21 protein-coding genes are annotated in these 25,897 nt (G+C 68.9%); 9 read left to right on the top strand and 12 right to left on the bottom strand.

The window, feature by feature from the left end; all coding sequences use genetic code 11:
* Positions 1-76: 76 nt before the first annotated feature.
* The 3 genes from AB0I04_RS37225 to AB0I04_RS37215 form a co-directional block, all read right to left on the bottom strand.
* Positions 77-472: a PaaI family thioesterase gene (locus tag AB0I04_RS37225; protein ID WP_360895717.1), complete on the bottom strand. Its 396-nt coding sequence runs from the start codon at positions 470-472 to the stop codon at positions 77-79.
* Between the two features lie 56 nt (positions 473-528).
* On the bottom strand, positions 529-1,857 hold the full coding sequence (locus AB0I04_RS37220; RefSeq protein WP_360895715.1) for a glycogen debranching protein: 1,329 nt from the start codon (positions 1,855-1,857) through the stop codon (positions 529-531).
* Positions 1,858-2,072: 215 nt separating this feature from the next.
* Positions 2,073-3,260: an ROK family transcriptional regulator gene (locus tag AB0I04_RS37215; protein ID WP_360895712.1), complete on the bottom strand. Its 1,188-nt coding sequence runs from the start codon at positions 3,258-3,260 to the stop codon at positions 2,073-2,075.
* A gap of 189 nt (positions 3,261-3,449) precedes the next feature.
* Here AB0I04_RS37215 and AB0I04_RS37210 point away from each other — a divergent pair, with 189 nt between their 5' ends.
* Complete coding sequence (locus AB0I04_RS37210) at positions 3,450-4,253, top strand: helix-turn-helix domain-containing protein (protein WP_360895709.1); 804 nt, start codon at positions 3,450-3,452, stop codon at positions 4,251-4,253.
* A 21-nt stretch (positions 4,254-4,274) separates the two neighbouring features.
* Here AB0I04_RS37210 and AB0I04_RS37205 read toward each other — a convergent pair whose 3' ends face one another.
* Positions 4,275-5,399: a globin domain-containing protein gene (locus AB0I04_RS37205; protein WP_360895706.1), complete on the bottom strand. Its 1,125-nt coding sequence runs from the start codon at positions 5,397-5,399 to the stop codon at positions 4,275-4,277.
* A gap of 442 nt (positions 5,400-5,841) precedes the next feature.
* On the opposite strand from AB0I04_RS37205, the gene AB0I04_RS37200 reads away from it, so the two are divergent.
* Both AB0I04_RS37200 and AB0I04_RS37195 read left to right on the top strand, forming a co-directional pair.
* Positions 5,842-6,570 carry a gamma-glutamyl-gamma-aminobutyrate hydrolase family protein gene (locus AB0I04_RS37200; RefSeq protein WP_360895703.1) on the top strand — a complete coding sequence of 243 codons (729 nt, stop codon included), beginning with the start codon at positions 5,842-5,844 and terminating at the stop codon, positions 6,568-6,570.
* 248 nt (positions 6,571-6,818) lie between these two features.
* Positions 6,819-7,604: an enoyl-CoA hydratase/isomerase family protein gene (locus AB0I04_RS37195; protein ID WP_360895700.1), complete on the top strand. Its 786-nt coding sequence runs from the start codon at positions 6,819-6,821 to the stop codon at positions 7,602-7,604.
* A 1-nt stretch (position 7,605) separates the two neighbouring features.
* On the opposite strand, the gene AB0I04_RS37190 is transcribed toward AB0I04_RS37195, so the two are convergent.
* A complete protein-coding gene (locus tag AB0I04_RS37190) occupies positions 7,606-8,181 on the bottom strand; it encodes a TetR family transcriptional regulator (RefSeq protein WP_360895697.1) in 576 nt (191 codons plus the stop codon).
* 103 nt (positions 8,182-8,284) lie between these two features.
* On the opposite strand from AB0I04_RS37190, the gene AB0I04_RS37185 reads away from it, so the two are divergent.
* Positions 8,285-8,635, top strand: coding sequence for a hypothetical protein (locus AB0I04_RS37185; protein ID WP_360895694.1), 351 nt, complete (start codon positions 8,285-8,287; stop codon positions 8,633-8,635).
* 280 nt (positions 8,636-8,915) lie between these two features.
* Here the strand turns inward: AB0I04_RS37185 and AB0I04_RS37180 are convergent, their stop codons facing one another.
* On the bottom strand, positions 8,916-9,344 hold the full coding sequence (locus AB0I04_RS37180) for a hypothetical protein (RefSeq protein WP_360895691.1): 429 nt from the start codon (positions 9,342-9,344) through the stop codon (positions 8,916-8,918).
* Between the two features lie 219 nt (positions 9,345-9,563).
* Positions 9,564-11,876, bottom strand: coding sequence for a beta-glucosidase BglX (gene bglX, locus AB0I04_RS37175; RefSeq protein WP_360895688.1), 2,313 nt, complete (start codon positions 11,874-11,876; stop codon positions 9,564-9,566).
* A 327-nt stretch (positions 11,877-12,203) separates the two neighbouring features.
* Between bglX and AB0I04_RS37170 the strand changes: the two genes are divergently transcribed.
* Positions 12,204-13,277, top strand: coding sequence for a glycoside hydrolase family 43 protein (locus tag AB0I04_RS37170; RefSeq protein ID WP_360895685.1), 1,074 nt, complete (start codon positions 12,204-12,206; stop codon positions 13,275-13,277).
* Positions 13,278-13,384: 107 nt separating this feature from the next.
* Here the strand turns inward: AB0I04_RS37170 and AB0I04_RS37165 are convergent, their stop codons facing one another.
* From AB0I04_RS37165 to AB0I04_RS37145, 5 genes are all read right to left on the bottom strand, one after another.
* A complete protein-coding gene (locus tag AB0I04_RS37165; protein WP_360895682.1) occupies positions 13,385-14,305 on the bottom strand; it encodes a carbohydrate ABC transporter permease in 921 nt (306 codons plus the stop codon).
* Positions 14,302-15,252 carry a sugar ABC transporter permease gene (locus tag AB0I04_RS37160; RefSeq protein ID WP_360895679.1) on the bottom strand — a complete coding sequence of 317 codons (951 nt, stop codon included), beginning with the start codon at positions 15,250-15,252 and terminating at the stop codon, positions 14,302-14,304. Before AB0I04_RS37160 ends, AB0I04_RS37165 begins: the two co-directional genes overlap by 4 nt.
* Positions 15,253-15,314: 62 nt before the next feature.
* The gene (locus AB0I04_RS37155) at positions 15,315-16,688 is read right to left on the bottom strand and encodes an extracellular solute-binding protein (RefSeq protein ID WP_360895676.1); all 1,374 of its coding nucleotides are present in this window, start codon (positions 16,686-16,688) and stop codon (positions 15,315-15,317) included.
* Positions 16,685-18,805 carry a beta-galactosidase gene (locus tag AB0I04_RS37150; protein ID WP_360895674.1) on the bottom strand — a complete coding sequence of 707 codons (2,121 nt, stop codon included), beginning with the start codon at positions 18,803-18,805 and terminating at the stop codon, positions 16,685-16,687. The genes AB0I04_RS37155 and AB0I04_RS37150 overlap by 4 nt, the downstream gene beginning before the upstream one ends.
* A gap of 101 nt (positions 18,806-18,906) precedes the next feature.
* Positions 18,907-19,911, bottom strand: a complete 1,005-nt coding sequence (locus tag AB0I04_RS37145) for a LacI family DNA-binding transcriptional regulator (protein ID WP_360895672.1) — start codon at positions 19,909-19,911, stop codon at positions 18,907-18,909.
* A gap of 333 nt (positions 19,912-20,244) precedes the next feature.
* On the opposite strand from AB0I04_RS37145, the gene AB0I04_RS37140 reads away from it, so the two are divergent.
* From AB0I04_RS37140 to AB0I04_RS37125, 4 genes are all read left to right on the top strand, one after another.
* Positions 20,245-20,367, top strand: coding sequence for a hypothetical protein (locus tag AB0I04_RS37140; RefSeq protein WP_360895669.1), 123 nt, complete (start codon positions 20,245-20,247; stop codon positions 20,365-20,367).
* A gap of 346 nt (positions 20,368-20,713) precedes the next feature.
* Positions 20,714-22,513: a cellulose binding domain-containing protein gene (locus AB0I04_RS37135; protein ID WP_360895666.1), complete on the top strand. Its 1,800-nt coding sequence runs from the start codon at positions 20,714-20,716 to the stop codon at positions 22,511-22,513.
* A gap of 253 nt (positions 22,514-22,766) precedes the next feature.
* A complete protein-coding gene (locus tag AB0I04_RS37130; protein ID WP_360895663.1) occupies positions 22,767-24,020 on the top strand; it encodes a GDSL-type esterase/lipase family protein in 1,254 nt (417 codons plus the stop codon).
* A 365-nt stretch (positions 24,021-24,385) separates the two neighbouring features.
* On the top strand, positions 24,386-25,897 hold a 1,512-nt coding region (locus AB0I04_RS37125), incomplete at its 3' end, for a hypothetical protein (RefSeq protein ID WP_360895660.1).

Below are 25,897 nucleotides of genomic sequence, written 5' to 3'. Positions count from 1 at the left end.
GGCCGACGCGCGAGGCGGCCCCCCGGTGCCGGTCGGCGCCATGTCGTCGAGGGCGGTGCCGGGATCCGGCCCGCCGTCACCCGGTGAGCACGGCCTGGGTCTGGGTGGTCTGGGCGACGCGGCGGTCCTCGGCGTCGTACAGGTCGGTCTGTACGACGATGGTCGTCCGGCCGGTGTGCAGCGGCCGGGCCACGGCTCGTACTTCGCCGTTCCGCACGCCCCGGAAGAACCGCGTGCTCGTCTCGACCGTGGTGGTGTTCGCGCCCGGTGGCAGGTTGAGGAAGGCGCAGGCGGCGCCGACGCTGTCGGCGAGCGTGATGAGGGCGCCACCATGCATCACGCCGCCGGCGGTGCAGCGCTCCGGCGCCCAGGAGAGCCGGCCGGTGACCTCCTCGGCGGACGCCGACTCGATCACCAGGCCGGTGGTCCCGGCGAACGGCATGGCGGCCAGGAGGTCGTCAGGAGAGATCATGACGACAGTGTGCCGATAGAGGGCACGATGTCCACTACCCGTCGGGTAATCGACCATCAGCCGCCGACGAGGTCGAGGGCGACCGCGGCGCTCCAGGACTGGGGCCTGCTGCCCAGCGGGTGTGCGGTGAACGGCTCGTAGTACTCCGCGAAGACGCCGTCGGTGAGCTGGTAGAGGGCGACCTCGCGGAGCCGCTCCGCCGCGTCGTGCTCCCCGGAGCGCTCCAGGCCCCAGATGATCAATAGGTTCATCGGTGGCCACTGCGGGCCGCGCCAGTAGCGGGCGGCGTCGAACTCGGGCGCCTCCGGGCTGGTGCTGGGGGGCAGCGGATAGGCGAGGTCTGGGTTTCCGCACCAGGCTGGGGAGAGCAGCAGGTCCACCAGGCGGCGCCGGCGCTCCGGGTCCAGTCCACCGGACAGGAGCGGCGCGAACCCGGCGATGGTCTTCGTGCGCAGGGCCGTGTCCGTGCGCAGGTCGACGTCGGCGGCGAACCCGTCCTCGTCGGCCGTGCCGAGCACGCCGCGCCGGAACCGCTCGGCGTATCCGCGCAGCTCGTCGACGGCGCCCAGGCCGAGCTCGTCGGCGACCCGCGCGAGATCCTCGTTCGCGGCCGCGAAGATCGCGCTGGCGAACACGTCGGCGACCCGGAAGCTGAGGGATTTGCGGGCCAGCTCGTCGTCGTAGCGCGCCTGCCGGAGCTCTTCGATCAGCCACTGGTACTTGACGTAGTCCGCGTCGGTCGGGCGCTGCGACTGCTCACCCAGGGCGGCCAGGTCGGACCGGCGGAACGGCCGGAACCCCGGCTCGGGGACGACGTCGGCGTAGGGGGTGTCCCAGCGGGGGGAGTTGTCCATCCCGCTCTCCCAGCCGTGGTAGATCATCAGCAGCCCCCGGCCGTCCGCGTCGCGGTGCTCCGCCAGGTAGCGGTGCCAGGTGAGCAGCTTCGGCCACAGGATGCGGATGCGGGCGATGACGTCGCGCCGCTCGGAGGCGTCGGCGTTCGGCACTGCGTCGAGGATCCGGCGCAGGGCGAGCGCGTGGACCGGCGGCTGGATCAGTCCGCTGGTCGCGGCGTGGTCCGGTGCGTGGGGCGAGGTCTCCTTCGACGCCCACCGATCGGGGCCCGGCTCGTACAGGGGGGCGTTGGCGGAGAAGACGATGTGCGGGACCATGCCGTTGCCCCACTGTGCGGCGAACAGCGTCTCGAGCTCGGTGAGCGCGCGGCTCGCCGACATCCGTGCCAGGCCGACGGCGATGAAGGCCGCGTCCCAGCTCCACATGTGCGGGTAGAGCCGGGGAGCCGCGACGGTGTGGAGTCCCCGGTCGTTGCCGCGCAGGACCTCCGCCGCCCGTTCGGCGACCTCGGCGCGGCTCAGTCGGTTCACCACCCAGAGCCGATGGCGTTCGTATCGCGGTCTCTCGCTGTCCGTCATCTCGATTTCTCCGCACGCGGGAACTTTGTCCGTCATTGTGGCTACTTCGTCCGTGATCATAGACATAGTTGCCCCTGTCGATCCTGCGCCGTCGCTCCGGGCGTGGCAAGTGGCGTGCCTGTAACCGCTGTGTAACTTTCGTAATCGACCGGAAACGTCTCGGTCGGTCAGGCGCGCAACGGCTCCGCGGCGGCGATCCGGGCATCGACGACCTCGGGGGAGAAGGCCCGGTCGATGACCATGGAAGCCGCGCCCACCACGCCGGCGCGCGAACCCAGATGTCCCTCGCCGATGTGCAGCCCGCGCGTCGAGCGGTACTGCACGCCCCGGAACACCGTCTCGCGGATCTCGCCCACCAGATGCTCCCCGGCGCCCGCCAGCGACCCGGAGATGATCAGGGAGCCGGGGTTCACCACGCTCACGACCACCGCCAGGACCTCGCCGAGCACACGCCCGGCCTCCCGCGTCAGCCGCACCGCCTCCGGGTGGCCGGCCAGCGCCAGCCGGGCGACGTCGGAGGAGTCGCGGACCGACGGGTCGGACGCGGCCAGCTCGCGCGCCAGCGCCGCCCCGCTCGCCACCGCGGCGAGACATCCCCGGCGACCGCAGGAGCACACCGCGTCGTCGCGGCCCGGCACCCGGACGTGGCCGATCTCGCCCGCCGCGCCGCCGACGCCGCGCAGCACGCGGCCGTCCTCCACGATCCCGGCGCCGATGCCGGTCGCCGCCTTGACGAGGAGGACCGGCGGCGCGTCGGGGCCCGCGGCGGTGTACTCGCCGAGCGCCATGACGTTGGCGTCGTTGTCCAGCATGACCGGACCGGGGAACTCGGCGGCGATCGCGGCCGGGATGTCGTATCGCTCCCACCCCGGAGCGATCGGGGTCTGGACCGTACGGCCCGTGCGCACGTCCACCGGGCACGGCAGGCCGACGCCCACGCCGCACACCTCGGCGACGGACCGCCCGCAGTCGGCGAGAAGATCCCGGAACCGGGCCGTCACCCAGGCGAGGGCCTTCTCCGGCCCTTCGGAGCTGAGAATGCGGCCGGTGGTCTCGCCGAGCGCCCGGCCGGCGAGGTCCGTCACCGCGACCCGGCCGTGGGTCGCCCCAAGATCCGCGGCGAGCACCACGGCGGACCCTTCGTCGATCTCCAGGAGGCTGGGACGGCGGCCTCCGGTCGAGGCGTCGACACCGCCCTCGCGCACGTAACCGGCGCTCACCAACTGGTCCACGCGCTGCGCGACCGTGGAGCGGGCCAGGCCGGTCAGGTCCATCAGATCGCGACGGGTGCGCGCCGCACCGGACCTGATGAACCGCAGAAGGTGCCCGGCCGAGAGCGCGCTGACGTTCGGCATGCCGTCGACCCTCCCCTCGGCGGCGCGCGCCGGGCCCGGGCGAGTGACATCACCACGGGCGAGATGCGCCGCACCTGGATTTTCCCACGACCCGCCGGCCCACCGCGCCGGCCGCGTCCCGCGTCATCGTGTCGACTACCTCACAGGTAATCGCCGTCGGGTGGCCGTGGCGGATAGCGTCTGATCATCATGGTCACCGCCACAACCACGCGACCCGTCGGCGATCTGCTGCGCGACTGGCGTCGCCGCCGCCGGCTCAGTCAGCTGGACCTCGCCCTCGAGGCCGACGTCTCCACCCGCCACCTCAGCTTCGTCGAGACGGGCCGCTCGCATCCCAGCCGCGAGATGGTCCTGCGTCTGGCCGAGCGGCTCGACGTGCCGTTGCGCGAGCGCAACGACCTGCTCATCGCGGCGGGGTACGCACCCGTGTACGCGCAGCGCTCGATCGACGCCCCGGAGATGGGCCCGGCACGGCAGGCCCTCGTCCGGGTCCTCGACGGGCACGAGCCGTACCCCGCGATCGTGGTCGACCGGTTCTGGAACCTGGTGATGGCCAACAACGCCGCCATGCTGTTCCTAGAGGACGTGCCCGACGAGCTGGTCCGGCCGCCCGTCAACATCCACCGGCTCGCCCTGCATCCGATGGGACTGTCGGCGCGCGTGGTCAACCTGCCGGAGGTGCGGGCGCACTTGATCGGCCGGATGGCCCGCCAGGTGTCGCTCACCGGCGACCCGCAGCTCGCCGCGCTGCACGAGGAGACGAAGGCCTACGGTCCCGACGTCGACGAGGAGGCCGTCCACGAGCCCGCGCACGACATCGCGCTGCCCACCATTCTCCGGTACGGCGACCGGGAGCTGAGCTTCTTCAGCACGGTGACGACGTTCGGCGCGGCGGCCGACGTCACTCTTGCCGAGCTCGCCATCGAGGCGTTCTTCCCGGCGGACGACGAAACGGCGGCGGTGCTGCGCGAACGCGCCGAGTCCGGCGCGTAGACCGTCGTCGTCGGCTCGCGGTCAGCGGTCCGGCGCGTCGTAGTGGATCCGCTCGGCCGGGACGCCGAGCTCGTGCAGGTTGGTCACGGCGCGCGAGACCATCCCGGCCGGTCCGGCGACGTACGCGTCGTGGCCCGACCAGTCCTGGAAACGGCCGAGGACGTCCGACACGAGCCCCCGTACGCCGTCGAACTCGGGGTCCTCCGAGACGACGGGCACCACCGCGAGCCGCGTGTGCCGCTTCGCGAGCGCTTGGAGAGCGGGCAGGTCGTACAGCTCGGCCGGGGTGCGGGCGCCGACGAACAGCCGGACCTCGCGCTCTCCGCCGGCCCGGAGCGCTTCCTCCGCGAGGGCCTTCAGCGGGCCGAGCCCGGTGCCGCCCGCCACGCACAGGATGTGGCGGTCGGACTCGGCGTCGAGCACCATCGAGCCCGCCGCCCGCCCGAGGAGGAGCGCGTCACCCACCGCGGTGTGGCGGACGAGTGCTCCGCTGACCCAGCCGGCCGGGAGCGCCCGCACGTGGAAGCGCAGCAGCCCGTCGTCGCTCGGGGCGTTGGCGATCGAGTACGACCGCCAGACCCGGGGCCAGCGGGCGGCCTGAACGGTGACGTACTGCCCCGCGCGATACGGCAGCGGCTGGCTCGGCCGTACGGTCAGCGCCGCGATGTCCGAGGCGCGCCGCTCGTGCTCGACGACCTCCCCGATCCACCAGGGCGGTGCGTGCTCGGCGTCCTCCTCGGCCGCCTGGATCATGATCGCGGCCGCCGTCGTGAACATCGTCGTCCAGGCCGCCTCCATCTCCGCCGTCCACGCCTCGCCCGCGTACGCGCGGAACGTCGCCAGCATCGCCCGTCCCATCGCCTCGTAGTGCGCGGGGGCGATGCCGAACTTGCGGTGGTCTCGCCCGAGCCGGGACAGGAAGTCGGTGAAGGTGTCCGGGCTGTCGAGGCTTCCGGTGATCTGGGAGAGGGCGCGGAACATGCGTTCCCGTTGCGCGGCCATGCCCGGCGGAAAAAGCGTGCGAAGGCGTGGGTTCTCCGCGAAGAGCCGTCCGTAGAAATAGGAAATGCCCTTTTCTGCGTACGGCTCGATGAGGGCGTAGATTTCCTTGATCACCTCAGGTTTCAGCGACTCAACGGATTTCACGGCTGTTCCTGTCACTCGTCCCCACATGGTCCCCGTCCAGCGAGTTTCGCATCTCACCAGGGAGAACATCAACCTCTTGGAGCGGGCTAATTCCGAGATGTACGAACGGTAATCAAATGTGGATTACGCGTAATCGGAGAGTTATTGCGAGTGAACCGCGCATACCGATCGGTATGAAACCGACTAGGCCGTGCGCCTGGCTGCATACGGGGAACGATAGAAGAAATATCTACGGGTTTGAAGAAATCTCTACTTCTGATCTCCCCTGAATACGGAAGGATGTTCCCCGCGACTCGCCGTGTCCGGCCGTACGCCGGGCACGGGAGTCGGGCAGGCTGGGCGCGCCACGCGTCACGAGCGGCCGCCCACCGGCTCCGTCATGCGCCATGATGACCCAGAGCAACAACGACATCGCCGAAGGCGTTCGGGAGGAGGCCCCGGGATGGCAGGGGCGACGTACGGCACGGGGCCCGCGCTCATCGGAATCACCACTGACCTGGAGCCCGCGCGCTGGAGCGACTGGGTACGCGAGGCGGCGCTGCTGCCCGTGTCGTACCTCCGCGCGCTCGAACGCGCACGGGCCGTCCCCGTGCTCATTCCGCCGTCCATCCGCGCCGCCGTCTCGGTGCACGTCGAACGCCTCGACGGCCTCGTCATCGCCGGCGGCGCCGACCTCGACCCCGGCCTGTACGGCGAGGTGCGGCACGACCGGACCGGCGCGCCGCAGCCGCAACGCGACCGGTTCGAACTCGCGCTGCTGCGCGCCGCCGTCGAGAACGACGTGCCCTTCCTCGCGATCGGGCGCGGCATGCAGGTGCTCAACGTCCTCCAAGGCGGCAGCCTGGTCCAGCACCTGCCCGACGTCGTCGGCGGAGACGCTCACTCCCCGGCCTCCGGCCGAGTGGGCACCCACCGCGTCCAGATCAGTTCCTCCAGCACCCTGGGCCGGATCCTCGGCGAGCAGGCAGAGGCGCCGACACGGCACCACCAGGCCGTCAAGCGCCTCGGCAAGGGACTCGTCGCCGTTGCCTGGACCGAGGACCAGGTCGTCGAGGCGGTGGAGTTGCAGGGGCACCGGTTCGGCATCGGCGTGCAGTGGCATCCCGAGGAGAGCGATGACCTCCGCCTCTTCGAGGCGTTCGTGCGCGCGGCGACCGAAGGCCGCCCCTGAGCCCGCCGACCCACGCCCCCCGCCGACCCACGCACCTCGGTGAGCCCTCCGGCCGAGGTCGCTTCGGTGAACCCCCGGCCGATGTCGGCCCGTGAATTCCCGGCCGATGTCGTCCCGGTGAACGTCCGGCCGAGGTCTCCCCGCGCCGCAGCCGTCCGGAGCGGGTGCGGCGTCCGGTCCCGGCCGGACGCGGCGGTCTTCCGATCTTCCCGATAGGCTCGAGCAAGCCGGACGCGGAGGTCGGACCGATGAGCTATGAGTCGTACGAGCGGCTGCGGATCGACTGGGCGCGCGAGGGCGTGCTCCGGGTGACGATCAGCGCCCCCGAGCGGCTCAACGCCGTCGACGCGACCGGCCACCGCGAACTCGCCCAGATCTGGCGCGACGCCGACGCCGACGACGAGGTGCGCGCCATCGTCGTACGCGGAGCCGGCACCGCCTTCTCCGCAGGCGGGGACCTCGCCATGATCGAGGACATGATGGCGGACTTCGACGTCCGTTCCCGGGTCCTGCGCGAGGCCCGCGACATCGTCTACAACGTCCTCAACTGCGGCAAGCCGATCGTGAGCGCGATCCAGGGACCCGCCGTCGGCGCGGGCCTGGCCGTCGCCCTGCTCGCCGACATCTCGGTCGCGGGCCGCACCGCGCGGATCATCGACGGCCACACGCGCCTCGGCGTGGCCGCCGGCGACCACGCCGCCGTCGTCTGGCCGCTGCTGTGCGGCATGGCCAAGGCCAAGTACCACCTCCTGCTCTGCGAGCCGCTCACCGGCGAGGAGGCCGAGCGCATCGGCCTCGTCAGCCTCTGCGTCGACGACGACGCCGTCCACGAGAAGTCCCTGGAGATCGCCGGACGGCTCGCCGACGGGGCCGCCCAGGCGATCGGGTTCACGAAGTACGCCCTGAACAACTGGCTGCGCATGGCCGGTCCCGCATTCGACGCATCGCTGGCCCTGGAGTTCTACGGTTTCGCCGGTCCCGACCTGCGCGAGGGCGTCCGAGCCCTGCGCGAGAAACGCCCGCCGCGCTTCTGAGTCAGTCGCTCGGCGCGGGCAGGCCCAGGAAGCGGGCGACGAGCCGCGCCAGTCGCTGGGCGACGACCTCGGCCGGATCCGTCGGCAGCATGACGTGGCTCATCGTCAGGCGGATGACCGCGTCGGCGAGCTCGGTCACCTCGGTCGCGTCGAGCTGCGGCCACTGGCGTACGGCATGGCTGACGATGCGCTCTCGCGCGGCGAACAGCACCGGCTCGGCGCGCGTGGTCATCAGGGGGAGCAGGTCCTCGCTGCCCTCACCAGTCAGCGTCGTCTTCTTCAACGGGTCGTCGGCGGCGGTCCGCAGCGTGTACGACACCGCGGCCGCGACCGCCGAGTAGAGGTCGGCGTGGTCGGACAGCGCCGCGTCGACGCCGTCGAGATACCGTTCGTTCTCCCGCAGGGTCAGCGCCTGAGCCAGCCCCCACTTGTCGCCGAACTCGTTGTACACCGTCTGCCGGCTGACCCCCACCGCGTCCGCGACGTCCTGCATCCGGACCCGCCGGAACCCGCGCTCGATGATCAACCTCGCTGCGGCGTCGAGCAGGTCGTCGCGGAGCCGACGGTGTTGCTGCATACCCCCAGAATCTCAGAGACGACAGCGCCGGAACATCCTTGTCATCCGGGCGGCGGTCTGATGCGTCCTTCTAAACGTCGGCAGGAACGAGGAGAGAGACGTCATGAAGGTATGGCCCCCGGGCAAGCACGACCGCCCGGCGTCCCGCGCGCTCGGCCGGGATGAGCCGCGGCGCCACGGATCCGACCTCGCCGGCTGGGTCATCCGCGACGAGAAGCTGCTGGTGGAGACCAAGTTCGGCGGCGACATGGAGCTCTATCGCGCCTGGCGGGACCGCCTGTGGAGTGAGATGCACGATGCCGTGCACCATTCCGGGCCGGTACGGAAGGCCAGCGATGACGAGGAATATGTCGTAATGAAAGCCTTCGGCGGAGACTGGGCGCAGTACCGTGTCTGTCGTGACCGGCTCCGCGAGGAGCTATGGCAGATCATGAAGGTTACCGACCGGCGCTGAGCGCCCCACAGACCGCCGCGTGGCCGGGGTCATCCCCCCGATCCCCGGCCGCGCGGCCCTTAACCTGGTCAAACCATATCACTGCAGGTCAGAGCCGTGGCGTAGGTAAGGATAGTTCGGGCTCAAGGTCCTGAGTTCGGCCTGGTTCGGGGCCTAAGGCGTAAATTTACGCCCTCCATGGCGGGATGTCGTGAGTGCCGATGCTGACCCTGCTGGCGGGATCGCGGGGAGGCGGCGAGGCGGTAGAGAACGCGCCGCTCCATCGAGCGGCGCCGAGTCTTCAGATCGTGTGACCGACCTGACCCGGTGCCCGGCCTCGCAGTCGAAAGACGGGGGCGGCCCGCTTTGATTGCGTACAGGTGTCGTCCAGAGCTGCTGGATTGGCCGGGCGCGGCGCGAGCCCGAGTGGGTCCGTCTGATCGCCGGTGGCTTTGCCCCCATCGGCGGCTTCCGCTCCGCGATCGGAGCGACGCTCCGCCGTCTCGGCATGCCCGCTGACCGACCCCAAGAGCCATACCGGCAACTCCGCATCCTCGCCCGGGACGGCGCCCGGATGGCGGGCGACCGTGATGAAGGCGTCGCGCAGCGCGTGGTGCGCCTCCGCGCCGACCACGACGCAGCAATAGGCGTAGAGCGGTTCGGCGTACTCGTCGTAGAGCGCGCCGAACGCCTGCGGAGCTCTCGCCCGTAGGGCCTCGGTCAGGGACATCAATACCTCCGTCCCACCACGTCACCCTCATATCGGTGCAATGTGCATATAGCGACAGGAAGCGGATACTATCCGCCGACTCGGTATGGGGATATCGCGGGCTCCCGGATCGCGGAGGCCGCCGACAGGAGGCAGGGTGGTGTCGGGGCTGGCTGTGCGAGGCAGAAGCCGCACGGCCTGTCACAGATGCGGCATCCGGCGGTTGCTTCTCACGAGTACTCAGCGGTTGGTGACCTCGAAGGAGGCCGACCGGTCGGCGGTGGAGCTGTCACCCGCGTAGACGTCGATGGTTCCGGGCTCGACCACGAACCGGCCGCTGTTGTCGTAGAACCCGACGTCCTGCCTCCCGAGCCGGAACGTCACGGTCCTGGCCTCACCCGGCGCGAGCGTGACGCGTTGGAAGCCGCGTAGGCGCCGGACCGGCTGGGAGATGCTCGCGACAGGGTCGTGGATGTAGAGCTGGACGACCTCGTCGCCGCGGACCTTGCCGGTGTTCCTCACCTCGACCGAGGCGCTGATGCTTCCACCGGCCGGCATGGTCGTGGCGCTGAGGCGCGGGGCGGAGACGTCGAAGGTGGTGTAGCTGAGGCCGTACCCGAAGGGGTAGAGCGGGTCGCAGTACGGCAGGTCACGGTAGCGGGAGTTGAACATCGACTTTGGATCGCAGGGGCGCCCGGTCGGCTCGTGGTCGTAGTAGATCGGGACCTGGCCGAGGGAACGCGGGAACGACACCGGTAGCTTGCCACCCGGGTCGACCTTGCCGAACAGGACATCGGCGACCGCGTTGCCGGCCTGCACGCCGGGGAACCACGCCTCGAGGATCGCCGGTGCGGCGGCAGCGACCTTCGACAACGTGAGCGGGCGGCCGTTGAACAGCACGACGACGAAGGGTTTGCCGGTCGCCTTGATCGCGTCAATGAGCTGCTGTTGCCTGCCGGGCAGGTCGATGTCGCTGCGGGACCCGGCCTCTCCGCTCTGCCCGCGGGCCTCACCGACGGCCACGACGACCTGGTCGGCGGCCTTGGCCGCCTTGACGGCCTTGTCGAAGTCGGCGTCGGATCCGCACACGTCGTCGGGCGTGTTGTCCGGTGGGTAGCGGTCGAAGATCTGGCAGGCCTGGGTGAAGGTCGTCTTGGGGTTCTGGGCCTTGATGCCCGCGTAGACCGATACGGCGTCCTCGTCGCGGCCCGCTCCGGCCCAGGGGCCGAGCACGTCGTGCTGGTCGTCGCCGAGCGGGCCGATCACGGCGGTGCTCTTGGCCGGGTCGAGCGGCAGAGTGCCACCGTCGTTCTTCAGCAGCACCATCGACCGGGCCGCCGCGTTGCGCGCCGCCGCGACGGCGTCGGGCCGCAACTGCGCCGCCTCCGCCTTGGACGGGTCGACGTACGGGTGGTCGAACAGCCCCGCGCGGAACTTCACCCGCAGGATCCGGCGTACGGCGTCGTTGATCCGGCTGATGGAGATCCGGCCCTGCGAGAGGAGCCGCTTGCCGTAGTCGCGGATGTTGGTGCTGACCATCTCCGAGTCGGTGCCCGCGTTCAGGGCGAGCGCGGCGGCGTCGGGACCGTCGGCGGCCACGCCGTGGCCGCACGGGCCCTCGTCCGGAGTCTTGGGCGGGCAGGCGCGCAGTTCGGAGATCGCGGTGTAGTCGCTCTCGATGAAGCCGTCGAAGCCCCACTCGCGCTTGAGGATGTCGGTCTCGGTGTGGGAGTTGGCGCACCCGGGAGAGCCGCCCAGGTCGTTGAACGAGCACATCACCGTGCCCGCGCCGGCCTCGACGGCCGCCTTGAACGGCGGCAGGTAGACGTTGCGCAGCCGCTGCTCGGACATGTCGGTGGTGTTGTAGTCACGGCCGCCCTCCGGCTGGCCGTACGCGACGAAGTGCTTCGGGCTGGTGACGACTTTGTCCGGTGCGCTGTAGTCACCGCCTTGGGCGGCCTTGACCCGGGCGGCGGCGAACACCGAGCCGAGGTAGGGGTCCTCGCCGGCGCCTTCGGCGATCCGTCCCCATCGCGGCTCGCGGGAGACGTCGACCATCGGGCCGTAGATCTGCTTGATTCCGACCGCCGCGCTCTCCCGCGCGCCGAAGCGGTCGTCGTCGGCGGCGACGTTCGGGTCGAAGCTGCTCGCCGCGCCCAGCGGGATGGGGAAGACCGTGCGGAACCCGTGGATGGTGTCGAAGGAGAACAGCAGTGGGATGTGCAGCCGTAACTGCTCGACCGCCACGTGCTGCAGGTGGTCGATCTGCTTGGGGTCGGTCACGCTGTAGACGGTGCCGACGCCCTTGCGGACCTCGTCGTCGGTCGCCTGTGAGCCGCCCAGCAGTTCGATCTGCTGCAGCTTCTCATCGAGCGTCATCCGTGACAGCAGGGCGTTCACGCGCGCCTCGACGTTCGCCGCCTGATGTGCGGGGGCCATCGCCGCGGCGTCGTCGGTGCGCGTCCCGGCGAGTGACCCGCCGGAGGTGAGGGGGATGAGCGCCGCGATCGCCGTGGCGATCGCGGCCATCCGCCGTACTCGGTGCAATTTCATCGCTCCCAGGGGCTCATAGAGGGCGATCGGATAGAACGTGGCCGCGACCCTTCTTCGGGGACCATTTGCGGGGCTAGCAAGATCGCGGGCACCTCGCGAATCGAATCACGGCAATTTTTGAGTCGTCAAGAGCTTGATATCGGAACCGCTGGATGCCTGCTTCACTCACCGTAACGGGGATTATCGAACGGGAAGCATATTCATCGGCGACCGACTGTACTGATCGATGAACAGTCGAATCGACGGGCAGGTTCGACCAGGTCGGTGGCGGGGACGGGTGGTCGATTTGTCGATACAGATCGATCCCTCCGGTACGGAGCGTGTTCTATGGACCTCCAGTGGCTCGATCGGGCACAATGCCAGTCGGATCGATGCCGGAAGGCGGGTAGGATAAGACCCACCCGCTCGCGCCCGCTGCCGAAGAGACAGCCGCTGAAGGGCTACATCTTCACCTACTTCGCCGGAGAGAAATACGCCGACGGCGAGCAGATCTACTTCGCCGCCAGCCGCGGTAACGACCCGCTGCACTGGGACGACCTGAACGGCGACAAGCCGACCCTGACCTCCACCATGGGCGAGAAGGGCGTACGCGACCCGTCTATCATCCGCTCCCCTGAGGGAGACAAGTTCTACATCATCGCCACCGACCTGAAGATCTACGGCGGCCAGGGGTGGGACTACGAGACGAGACACGGCAGTAAATACCTCGAGGTCTGGGAGTCGAACGACCTCGTCCACTGGTCCGAGCAGCGCCACGTGCGGGTTTCCGACAACAACGCCGGCATGACCTGGGCACCCGAGGCGACCTACGACAAGAGGCTCGGCGCCTACGTCGTCTACTGGGCGTCGAACCTGTACAGTGCCGACGACCCGGACCACAAGGGCACCGTTAACACCCGCCTGATGTACGCAACGACCCGCGACTTCCGTACGTTCTCCGAGCCCCGCGTGTGGAAGGACACCGGCGCAAACAGCATCGACGCCACCGTCGTCCGCGACGGGGACTACTACTACCGCTTCAGCACGGACGACGGCGTCGTCGGCTCCTGCACCGCCGACATCGTCCTCGAGCGGTCCAAGTCCCTGACCGCGGTCGATCTCCCTCAGGCGAAGCCCCGGAACTGGCAACTGGTGGACGACTGCATCAGGACCCATTTCGGTCTGGGCTGGCTGGAGGGCCCAACGGCCTTCAAGTCCAACACCGAAGACCGTTGGTATGCCTTCATGGACGAGTCCTCCGGCCGCGGATACATACCATTCACCACCCGCGACCTGGACAGTCCAAAATGGAGCATCCCGGACGGCTACGACATGCCTACCCGGCCCCGGCACGGCACGGTCCTGCCGGTCACCAAGGCCGAACTCGGCCGCTTCCGAGCCGCGTTCCCGCCGGCCACCTAGACCTTCCGCCGACGGGGGGACGCTGCGCACCGCGCCCCCCGTCGGCCAGGCGAGAGACTGCCGCTGATGAGGCGCTGGTGGCAAAAGCTCGGCTCCGTCGTCCGCTGTCAGCCTTTGACCGCGCCGAGGCCCAGGGCGCCCTGCCAGTATCGCTGGAGCAGGAGGAAAGCGGCGATCAGCGGGATGATCGACAGGAGGGCTCCGGTGATGACGAGTGAGAAAAGGGCCTGTGCGCCGCTTCCGCCGCTGGCCTGTCCTTGCCATTGGGCCAGTCCGACGGTCACCGGGTACCACCTGGGGTTGTTCAGCATGATCAGTGGCAGGAAGTAGTTGTTCCAGGTGGAGACCAGGGTGAAGAGCAGGACGGTGACGATGCCGGGCGCCAGCAGCCGGAAGGCCACCTGCCGGAAGATGCGGAACGGCCCTGCTCCGTCGATGCGTGCGGCCTCGATGAGGCTGTCGGGTACCGCTCCTTCCGCGTAGACCCGCATCAGGTAGAGGCCGAATGGGCTCACCAGCGACGGCAGAATGACGGCAAGGGGTGTGTTGACCAGACCAATTTTGCTGAAGAGGAGATACGTGGGAATGGCGAGCACGGTCTGGGGGACCATGATTGATCCGAGCACGATGGCGAACATCGCGTTTCGGCCGGGAAAGCGATACTTGGCGAATGCATAGCCGCCCATCGCCGCGATGAGGGAGGCGCCGACGGCGCTGACGGTGGCGTACATCAAGGTGTTGAGCAGCCAGCGGACATAGACGCCGTCGTTGTACGTGAGCACGTCGTGGAGGTTGGTGAAGAGGTCGAAGTCATGGCCGAACCACAGTCCGAAGCTGTTGAACAGTCCGCTGTTGCTTTTCGTGGCCGCCATTACCAGCCAGAACAGCGGCAGCAGAAAGTAGACGAGGCACGCCAGCATGAACAGTGTGAGGATGTTGCCGGGCCTACGGTGCCCGGCCGGCGGCAGCGTACGGACGGTGGCGGGCGCGGCTGCCGGTTTCGCCGCGCGTGACCCCAAGGTGGTCATGGCTGATGATTCCTCCGGTTGGCGGCGAACAGAACCGCGTAGGAGACGACGACGATGACGGCGGCCAGCAGGAACGACACGGCCGCGGAGTAGTTCAGTTGCTGGTTGACGAAGACGAGGTTGTAGACGTACAGGTTCGGTGAGTAGGCGCTGCCCACGGCATTCGGCGCGAGCACCGCGAACAGCTTCGGCTCGTTGAACAGCTGGAACGTGCCGATCACCGAGAAGATCAGCGTGAGCAGCAGCGCCGGGCGGATCGCGGGGATCTTGACGTGCCAGGCGATCCGGACCGGGCCGGCTCCGTCGACGGCCGCCGCTTCGTACAGTTCCTTCGGGACGCTCTGCAGGGCGGCGAACATGACGATCATGTTGTACCCGATGAATTCCCAGCTCACGACGTTCGCCATGGATGCCAGGATCCAGTGGGAGGTGAGGAAGCCCGGCGTTCCGAGGCCGGTGTGCCGGGCCAACTGGGCGAAGGGCCCGAAGTCCGGCCCGTACAGGTAGCCCCACATGAGGGCGGCGATCACGCCCGGCACGGCGTAGGGCACGAAGATGCCCAGGCGGATGAAGCGGGCGAGCCTGAGCCGGCCGCTGTCCAGGATGAGGGCGAACGCCAGGGAGACGGCGAGCATGACGGGGACCTGGATCAGCAGGAACCGTGCCATGCGCAGGACGCCCTCGCGGAACAACGGATCGCCGAGGGCATGGCGGTAGTTCCCGAGGCCGGCGAAGACGGTGCCGCCGATGAGCTGCTCTCGGAACAGGCTGAGGTAGCCGGTGTACAGCAGCGGGATCGCGAGCATGGCCGCGAAGAGCAGCATGAACGGCGCGATGAACGCGTACGCGACCGCGGTCTGGCGTAGGGGACGGCGGATGCGTGCGGGACGGTGGCGATCGCGCGGGGCGGACGCGGCCGACCCGACAGGGGGTGCTTGGTGGCTCATGTCGTCTTCCTGGTCCGGTCCGGGCGGTGGCGATGTGCACCGCCCGGACCGATGTGACCGATTCAGTTTCCGCCGGTGACGGTGAAGCCTTGTTTCTGCGCGTAACCGGTGACGGTCTGCTGCCACTGCGCGAGCGCGGCGGTCATGTCCGTCTTTCCGGTGACGGCCTTGCCCACGGTGTCTTGGTAGGCCTGGTAGACGTAGTCCTGGAAGGGGCTCCAGGTGAAGTCCGTCGGCACGGTCTTGGAGATGTCGGCGAAGACCTGGTTGACCGTCTGCCCGCCGTAGAACGGCACCTTCTCACCGGTGAAGGAGGCGTCGGCCAGCAGGGCCGTCGTCGCGGGGAAGAGGGACTGCTCAGTGGCCAGCGTCTTGGTCGACGCCGCGTCGGTGTTCAGGAACTCCGCAAGGGCGGCCGCCGCGGCCGGGTACTTGGTTCCCCGGACCACCGTGCTGGCCGAGCCGCCCCAGTTCGCCGAGACGTTCTGCCCGGCGCTCCACTGCGGGAGCGGCGCGGCACGCCACTTACCCGCGGTCTGCTTCGCGGTGCCCTTGAGGAACATCGGCCCCCAGGCGGCAGTGAGCCACGTGGCGTACTTGCCGTTCGCCAGTCCGTGGAACCACTGGTCAGTGAAGTCCGGATCGGAGGAAACCAGGCCCTGCTTCACCAGGGGACTCCAATAGCCGGCGATCTTTTGGCTGTTGGTGTCGTTGAGACGCACGGAGATGTCGGCGCCCCCGCTGTAGGTGAACGGTCGTGCCCCGGCCTGCCACATCATGCCGTTGAAGGGGACGCCATTGTTGGGCGGCAGGTTGGTCAGGTAGGTGTTGGGGGCGGCGACGTGCAGCTTCTTGGCCGCCGACGCGAAGTCCGCCCACGTCTTGGGCACGGCGATGCCGTACTTGTCGAAGATGTCCTTGCGATACAGCATGCCCATTGGCCCGGTGTCCTGGGGAATCCCGTAGACCTTGCCGCCTTGGGAGACCTGGTTCCAGGCCCAGGGCACGAAGCGGTCCTTGACGCCGTTCGCGCCGTAGGGGGTCAGGTCGAGGAGGCTCTTGGTGATCGTGAAGGACGGGATCTCCTGGTACTCCAGCTGTGCCACGTCCGGCGCTCCGCTGCCGGCCTTGATCGCGGTCCGCAGTTTGGGGTACATATCGCCGGGCTGACCGGCGTTGACGACCTTGACCTTGATCTTGGGGTATTTCTGCTCGAAGAGCTTGACCTCGTCGTCGATGTTGCTGACCCACGACCAGAAGGTGAGGGTGGCGGGCTTGTTCAGTTCGCTCGCCATGTCGACCGGCGATGCCGCGTCGGCGGGCTTGCCGGCCGAGCCTGAACACGCGGCCGCGGCGAGCAGAACCGAGCCGACGAACGCCGCGGCCACGGCCCGGGGCCACTGCGGCCACCCGGATGCTGTCTGTCGATGCTTCACTGGCCGACCTCCTCGTTGGGGGGAATTTCGCGCTCGATGAGCACCCGGACATCCCAGGGGCCCAGGGCCAACCCCGCTCCGGCGCCGAGCGCCGCGCCGGAGAGAAGGTCGTGTACCGGTGCGGGGGTCGGCACGGTGACCGGCTCCCACGACCAGTTGCTGACGAACCGCAGCCGCCGCCCGTCCCGTCCCGTGGCTCCGGTGACGGTCACCGATTCCGGCCGGTCGCGCCACGGATTCGGGGGGAGCGAGGTGGAGGTGATCCACGAGGCCAGCGACCTGGCCAGCGTCGGATCGGGGAGTGTGCCGACGTAGGTGACGCGTCCGGCCCCGTACTCGCGGGTGCTGACCGCCGGCCATCGCCGCAGGTGCGGATGTTCGTACCAGGCCAGCGGGACGGCCTCATCCAGCACGAGGCCGTCCGCCCAGCCGGTCGCGTGCCCGCCCGCCGCGTCCAGGCCGGTTCCGTCTCCGGCCCGGACCGGGACCGGTTCGATCAGGTTGGTGTACTCCAGATAGTGCGCGCCGACGGCGGGCCGCAGCAGCCCCGGCATGATGTCGGGTCGCAGCCCGGCCATCCGGTCGGCGCAGCCGCTGCGGAACGTCAACACCAGGTGGCCGCCCTCGTGGGCGTAGCGGTCCAGGTAGGCGAGCAGGTCATCGTCGGCGACGTACAGCGCCGGCGCGATCAGCACGGGTCGGCGGGCGGCGAGCGCCGCCGGGTCGTCGTCGAGTTGCCCGGCGGTCAGGATGGCGACCTGTGATCCGGCCTCGAAGGCGCCCTGGTAGAAGGCCGCGACGACGCGGGTGTAGGCGAGGCGGTCGGGCCGGCTGGTGCCCTCGATCGCCAGCGGCGGCTGGAACTCCATCGCCCACTTGCTCTCCGGCGAGACGACGATCGCCACGTCGGCGTCGGGTTCGAGACCGGCGACCGTCTCACCGGCACGGCGCAGCTCCTCGCCCGTACGGCTCAGCTCCTGGTAGCAGCGTCCGGGATGAAGGCTGTGCCCGAGGACGCCTCCCCAGTACGCCTCATAACCCTGGTGCAGGGTGTGCCAGTGCCAGTACTCCACCATCGCGGCGCCCCGCGCGACCATGGCCCACACCGCCTGGCGCCACTGGCCGTCATAGGCGGGGAAGTTCAGGTGCGGTCCGCCGATCGATTCGGCTTGCGTCTCAGTGACCAGGAAGGGGCCGGTACGGATACCGAAGGAGGTATCGGCCTTCAGGTAGAGCACCCAGGTGCCCGCCCAGGGCAGCCAGTCCGGGCGCCCGGCCGTACCCTCGGCCGTCGGTGCGGCGGGCGTCGCAAGCCCGTCCTGCATCGGGAAGTACAGGTTCGTCGCGGCGACGTCCAGGTCGGTGGCCAGCACGACCTCATCAAGCGCCTTCCGGCCGAGATCGAGGCATGTCGTTACGAACTGGTCGTCGCGGGCGAGTTCACGGACGATCCCGGCCTGCCATGCAATGAACTCGCTGGTCAGATCCGCTTGATAGCGTCGCCAGGCCAGGTCGTAGGCGGGCGTGGTGTTCCCGTCCGGAGGCCACAGCTCTGACCAGCGCCCGATCCGGTGCGACCAGTACGCCAGGTTCCATCTCTCGTTGAGCGTCTCCGGATCACCGTATTCGGCCTGTAGCCGCTCGACGAAGCCCGTCAGGACGGCCGGATTGTGCAGCAGTTCGTTGCCCGGCTCATTGTCGACCTGCCACCCGATGACCGCCGGGTGATCGGCGTAGCGGGAGACGATCTCCCGGATGACACGCTCGGCAAGGTGGCGGAAGGCCGGGTGGGTGAAGTCGACGTCCTGCCGATGGCCGTACGGAATCGGTTCGCCGGTATGACGGTGCGCGGTCGTCTCCGGGTACTTGTGACGCAGCCAGGGAGGGACGGCGTACGTGGGCGTGCCGATGATGACCGATATGTCGCGCGCCTTGGCCGCATCGAGCACCGGCTGCAGCCAGTCCAGCTCGAACCGGCCGTCCTCCGGCTCCCACGTCGACCACGTCGACTCACCGACGCGGATCACCGAGAAACCGGCCCCGGCCATCAGGTCCATGTCTTCGGCGAGCCGTTCGTACGGCTGGTACTCCGGGTAGTACGCGGCGCCGAAGAGCACGCGTTCGGGCGTGAAACGGACGGCCGGCCGTCGCCGATCCGCAGGTGCGTTAGCGCTAACGCTTTTGGGGTCACTCAACCGAGAAACGCCTTTCTTGCTGGTCAGGAGGTTTTCTTACGTGGAGACGCCGACGCCGGACCACTGCTGTCGCGAACGACCAGTTCCGGCTCCACCACGACATGCCGCGACGACCGGGACGCTCCCTCGATCTGCTCGACAAGAAGTGCCAGACCGCGCTGCCCGAGCGCACCGAAGTCCTGCCGTATCGTCGTCAACGCCGGCCCGAAGAACGTCGCCTCGGGGACGTCGTCGAAGCCGACCACGCTCACATCGCCGGGTACCCCGGCGCCCGTCTCCTGCAGCGCCCGCAGCACGCCCAGCGCCATGTGGTCATTGGCGGCGAAGATCGCCGATGCGTTCCCGCTCGCCGCGAGGCGACGTCCCTCTTCGTAGCCCGAACCGGCGCTCCAGTCACCTCTCAGGGCCGGTGGCACGACTTTCCCGGCCCGCTCCAAGGCATCCCGCCAGCCCTGCTCGCGCGCCCGCGCGGACGACCAGCCGGACGGGCCGGCCACGTGGTGAACCGTCTCATGCCCCAGCGTGAGCAGATGCTCGGTGGCCTTGACCGCGCCCACGTACTGGTCGACCGCCGCGCTGGGCACGGGACCCGGCTCGCCGTCGATGGCCACGACGGGCAGATCAGCGGGGAGATGGCGCAGGACCTTCACCGTCCACGCATGGGGGGCGCTGATGATGACCCCGTCAATGGCCTGGGCCTTCAGATGGTCGATCACCTCGGCCACCCGCCCTCGCCCGTGCGGCTGCATGAACGCGATGCTGACGAAGTAACCGGCTTCCCTCGCCGCTTGCTCGATCCCCGACAGTGTCGAGGCCGGCCCGTACAAAGTTGCATTGAAGCTGACGACACCGAGCGTGCGTGATCTGCCGGTGACCAACGCTCGGGCAGCGGTGTTCGGGCGGTAGCCGAGTTCGCTCATCGCCGCGATCACGCGGGCCCGGGTCTCGGCGCTCACCCGAGGGCGACCGTTGAGGACCCGGGAGACGGTCATCTCTGAAACGCCCACAAGCCGGGCGACGTCCGCCATCAAGGGGGTGCGTCGGCGTCCGTCGTCATCAGGGGACTCTGCCGGCGGGCCCGACCGATCAGTGGCCTGATCCGGCTCCCGGCTCACCGGGTGACCTCTGTGCGAACACCGGGCACGACGTTCAGCATGAGGCCCTTTCGTAACAGATCGTTAATCAGATTTCGGTGATGTTAGCGTTAACGCAGAGCCGCGACAAGAGTCCTGTGAACGAGTGGTCGGGCCCACGACCGTGTCCCTCCACCGCCGACGCGGGCACTTCGAGGATCAGGCCACAGCCTGGCGACTCGCCGTGACCTGCGCCCGGCGACTGCACGATCAGGCCGTCCGCACCAGATGCTCGGCGACGCCTGCGCCGAATTCGGCAGGACCACCGACGCCCTGCGCCACCTGCACCAGGCCCTGGCTCTCGCCGAGGGCACCGGCGACATCGCCGGCCGCGATCTCATTGAAAGGTGATGAAAACCCACTCGTTCCCTGCCGGGCTCCTCCGACTGCGACGTGCGTCGTTGCAGGGCCCGCACGGCCGAGTCATCGAATCGATTGACACGGCCGCCGCTTCCCCCATAATCCGGCCTAAGTCCACATCCGGGATCTCAGTTGACGTTCGAAATATCGAACCCCTGTCGAGAGTGGGCAGGATCCGATGAGAAGGCATCGACACGGCAAGGCGCCGGCACAGCGCGTCCAATCCCACCCCCACCGACTTCGCCTTGAACGGCGCCCCCTGCACCGGCTCCACCACCCCCACACCCACACCGCCTGAGGGCGGGCGGCGGCCGACCGCCGCCCGGCAGGAGTAACCATGGGACGACTCAAACCCGTATGCCCGACTCGGCTTCTGCTTCGTGTGCTCGCCGCGGCCCTGGTGTTGGCCGCGGCGGCGTTGACCCCGATCGCTGCGACGCCCGCATCAGCCGCCGTGGCCGCCACCGTATCGGTGGACGCCGGGCGGTCCCTGGCCTCGATACCGTCCGCCGCGTTCGGCATGAACGTGGCCGTGTACGACGGGCGGATGAACGACTCACCGATTCCGGGACTGCTGAAAGGTGCCGGTATCGGCGCGGTGCGCTATCCAGGCGGCTCCTTCGCCGACATCTACCACTGGAAGACCAACACCGCCGACGGCGGATACGTCGCGCCGGGCACCGACTTCGACACGTTCATGGGCACGGTCCGTTCGGCAGGTGCACAGCCCATCATCATCGCCGACTACGGATCCGGCACTCCGCAGGAGGCCGCGGACTGGGTGCGGTACGCCAACGTGACCAAGGGATACGGCGCCAAGTACTGGGAGATCGGCAACGAGGTCTATGGCAACGGTGAGTACGGCTCCGGTTGGGAGCACGACAACCACTCCAGCAAGAGCGCGACCACCTACGCCACGAACCTGCTGCAGTACGCGTCGGCGATGAAGGCCGTGGACCCCGGCATCAAGGTCGGCGCGGTACTGACAACGCCCGGGAGCTGGCCGGACGGTATCACCGGACCCGGTGATAGCGCAGACTGGAATCACACCGTCATGTCGATCGTCGGCTCGAAGATCGACTTCGTGATCGTGCACTGGTACCCGGGCGGCAACAGCCCCGCCGACCTGCTGACCAAGCCTCAGGCTCAGATCGCCGGCATTACCGGCACGCTGCGCTCGCTCATCAATCAGTACGCAGGCGCCAACGCCCCCAACGTGGGCATCGCCGTCACCGAGACCAACTCCACCATCGACAAGGACACCCATCCTGCGGCGCTGTTCGCACCGGACGACTACCTGACCTGGCTGGAGAACGGCGCGTTCAACATCGACTGGTGGAACCTCCACAACGGATCCAACGGCACCAGCACCGTCGACGGCGCCACCGACTACAACGACGAAGGGGTTCTCTCCAGTGCCTCGGGCAGCGAGCCGCCTGCGGAGACACCATTCGCTCCGTACTACGGCATCCAGATGATGACCAAGCTCGGCGCACCCGGCGACACCCTCGTGCACGCCGACAGCGCCCAGTCCCTCCTGACCGTGCACGCGGTTAAACGGGCCAACGGGGACGTGGACCTGCTCTTCATCAACAAGGACCCGTCGAACGCCTACACGGCGAACATCTCCTACAGCGGATTCACCCCCTCATCGGCCGCACCCACCGTCTACACCTACGCCAAGAACGCCGCATCCATCACCTCCACCACCGCCGGTACCGCCACCAGCCAGACCATCCCCGCGTACTCGCTGGTCGTCGTCCAGCTGCACCCGGGCAGCGGCGGCGGAGGCGGCACGGGCGGCGGCACCGGCGGTAGCGGCTCCTGCCGGGTGGGCTACACCAAGAACGAATGGTCAAGCGGCCTTACCGGGAACGTCACCATCACCAACACCGGCAACAGCGCCATCAACGGCTGGACGCTGACGTTCACCTTCCCGGGAGACACCAAGGTGACCGATGCCTGGAACGCCACGGTGACCCAGAGCGGGGCGACGGTGACCGCGAAGAACGTCTCCTACAACGGCACCATCGCCGCCGGGGCCGATGCCTCCTTTGGATTCCAGGGAACCTGGACGAGTAATGACGCCGTCCCGACCGGCTTCACCCTCAACGGCACCACCTGCACAACCGGCTGAGATCACGGGCCCGATGTCTCCGATCGGCCGGCCTTTCGGGCGTGGCCGGAATCAGCCAGACGAGCCCGGGCCTTACCGAGAAAGGTGCACGTCAGAGTCGAATCCAGGATTTGGGACGCACCATGAGCGCACACGGTGACGAATCTCCACGAAAACGCCGCTTCTCTCACTCAACGCTCGGGGTTATGTTGCAGCTCGCAACATATCCGCCGATACGCACCCTGTGCGGAGCCCCTCGCGGATGGAGAGCACCATGACGATGCATCGACTGGCCGCCGCCGTCGCCGCGACATGCGCCCTGGTCCTGGTCGGCGGCACCGCGGCGAACGCCGATCCGCGCCCTCGCCCATCTTCACCGATCACCGTGACCGAGTCCGCGCTGGAGGGCGCGCACGGCACCTCGCCCGACGCTACGGTACGCAACGTCCTGACCGTCACCGCGCCCGGTGCGCGGCTGCGCGTGCGGCTGAGCAACCCGTTCGGGCGAGGTGCCGTCGCCGTCCGGTCGGTGTGGGTCGGGCTCCAGCCGTCTCCGAGCTCACCGGCGCTCACGCCGGGCTCGGACCACCGTGTCACGGTCCACGGCTCGCCGAGCGTCGGCATTGCCCCAGGAACCAGTGTCTGGACGGACCCGCTGCCGATCCACGTTCGGCCCGGGGACCACGTCTCGGTGAGCGTGTACGCACCGGGCGCCCCGGTCGACGACCACACCTTCCCGCCGCCGCAGTCCGACACTCCCGGCTCGTTCCTGTCGACGGCCGCCGGTGACGCCGGATCGGACGAGACCGGGTCCGCCTTCGGTGCCTTCAAGCCCGGAACGCTGTGGTGGGTCGACGCGGTGAGCGCCGTGTCCCCGGCGCGGGGCACCATCGTCACGCTCGGCGACTCCATCACCGACGGCTACCACGCGGACGGCGGCGGCCCGCGGTGGACGGACGTGCTCGCCGAGCGCATCAACGCCCTGCCGCCAGGACGGCGGCTCTCCATCGCGAACGCCGGCATCAGCGGCAACACCGTCAGCGTCCAGCCCAACCCCTACGACCCGACGAACCAGTGCTGCGGCCCGCCCGCTCCCGAACGCCTGAACCGCGACGTGCTGTCCCTGCCCGGCGTCCGCTACGTCCTGCTGCTCGAGGGCACCAACGACATCGGCGGCGGAGACTACGCACCGCCCGCCCCCGCCCAGCAGGTCATCCACGCGATGGACGGCATCGCGGCCCGGGTGCACGCGTCCGGGCACAAGATCGTCGGTGCCACCATCCTGCCGATGTGCAACGCCGCCGGCAGTGCCCGGGAAGCGGCCCGGCTCGCGGTCAACCAGTGGATCCGGACCTCCGGAGCGTTCGACGCCGTCCTCGACTTCGACGCCGTGCTGCGCGACCCGAACGACCCCACCGTGATCTACGAGCCCTGGCGCCACGATTGCTACCACCCCAACGCGACCGGCGACAAGCGGCTCGGCGAATCGATCGACCTGTCCGCCTTCGGGCTGTCCACCCCCCACTGAACGGCGCAGCCACCAACCCGTCGTCCTGCTCTTCCGCTCAACGCCAGGGGGCCACCTCGGCGGGGCGGAGCGCGTCGCGACGTTCACCATCAACCCCCGGCGGCGTGAAAGTTTCGCGATGCCGCGCCGTCAGCGAGGGCGTTCGGGCGAGTGGGGGCTCACCGAGCAGCGGCTTTCCCGGACGTGACGTCACCCCGGCCGGAAGCGCGAAATCTGGCATTGACCCTTCCTCAACCTCGGTCATAACCTCCGAGCGAACCGATTCGCGAATCGGTTCGACAAGTCACGGCACCATACGAGCAGCGCGGCCGCGAACTCGCTCGATCGCGTCAGGCCCGGGTCGCCCCAGACCGGAGGAGGGTTCGATGAGGACGAGAGGAAGGCTCGGCCGCCTGCTGACGGCGGCCGGAACGGCGCTGGCGCTGGCGCTGGCTCTGTCGGCGCCTGCCCAGGCCGCCACCGAGTCGATGAACGTGAACCTGGCCGCTACGACCGGGCCGTCGACCGGTGTCGGCGAAGGCTTCCTGTACGGCATCAACCAGGACGGTACGCAGCCGCCGGACCAGTACCTGCAGCCGCTCCACCCCAACGCCTACCGCGCCGGCGGGCACGTGAACCGGGCCTGGATCGGGGACGGTTACAAGTACGGCTCCCAGACGCAGACGGACGTCAACACGGTGGTCGCGCAGGCCAAGCGCCTCGCCCCGTACAACACCGAGTTCCAGGTACTCGTCACCGATCTGTACGGTCTTGACGGAGGGCAGCCGTCCAACACGGTGTACCCGTGCGACAACGGTGACTGTTCCAACTGGGTCGGCTTCATCGACGCGACGGTGGGCGCGCTCCAGGCGTCGGGGCTGAAGTTCGCCTATGACATCGACAACGAGCCGGATATCTCCGTCTTCTGGAAGCGGGGCGTGAACAGCGCCCAGTACTTCCAGATGTGGGACACCGCCTACCGGGAGATCCGGCGCATCGCCCCGAACGCGAAGATCGTGGGCCCGTCGTTCGCCTTCACCCCGCTGGGAAACCGGAGCGAGTGGCAGACGTGGCTGGCGCATGTCAAGTCCGCCGGGACGGTGCCGGATGAGATCACCAACCACGACGAGGGCGACGTCGACGACCCGGTGGCCGTGTCGCAGGCCCTGGGCAGCGCGCTGGATTCCGCCGGAATCGCACGCCGCCCGCTGTCGGCGAACGAGTATCAGCCCGCGGACCGGCAGACCGCCGGAGTGACGGCCTGGTATCTCGCCCGCTTCGCCCAGTCCGGCTACACCAACGCGATGCGCGGCAACTGGGTCTGCTGCCTGGTCCCCAACCTCACCGGGATCGTCGCCGTGAACGGCGGCAACTTCGCCGCCACCGGCAACTGGTGGGCGTTCCGCACCTACGCCGACCTCACCGGAAACCTGGTCTCGACCTCCGGACAGGTCGGCAGCACGGCGATCTCCGCCGCCGCCGACAGCGCGAACAAACGGGCCGTCGCCATCATCGGGGACTCGAACGGATACACCGGCAGCGCCTCCGTGTCCTTCAGCGGACTGTCGTCGGTGCCCTGGCTGGCGAACAACGGCAGCGTCCACGTCACCGTGTACCGGATCCCGGACCAGTCCCCGCTGAACTCCCGGCAGGTGGTCCTCGAACAGGACATGAGCGCCGCTGGCGGCTCCATGACAGTCCCCGTCACGTTCCAGGCCTCGCACGACGCATTCGGTATCTACCTGACGCCGGGCTCGGGCGGCGGCAGCGGCGGTGGGAGTTTCCCAGGCGGTTATCAGCAGTTGGTGGTCGGCAATAACGGTCTGTGTCTGGATGTCTACGGCAATACGAGTGCTTCTGGTGCGGCGGTCGATCAGTGGTCGTGTAACGGGCAGTCC

This window comes from Actinoallomurus sp. NPDC050550, from assembly GCF_040655075.1.
Taxonomy (GTDB): Bacteria; Actinomycetota; Actinomycetes; order Streptosporangiales; family Streptosporangiaceae; genus Actinoallomurus.
The sequence above is the reverse complement of the archived record's forward strand: the minus strand, read 5'-3'. Positions and strand labels throughout refer to the sequence as shown.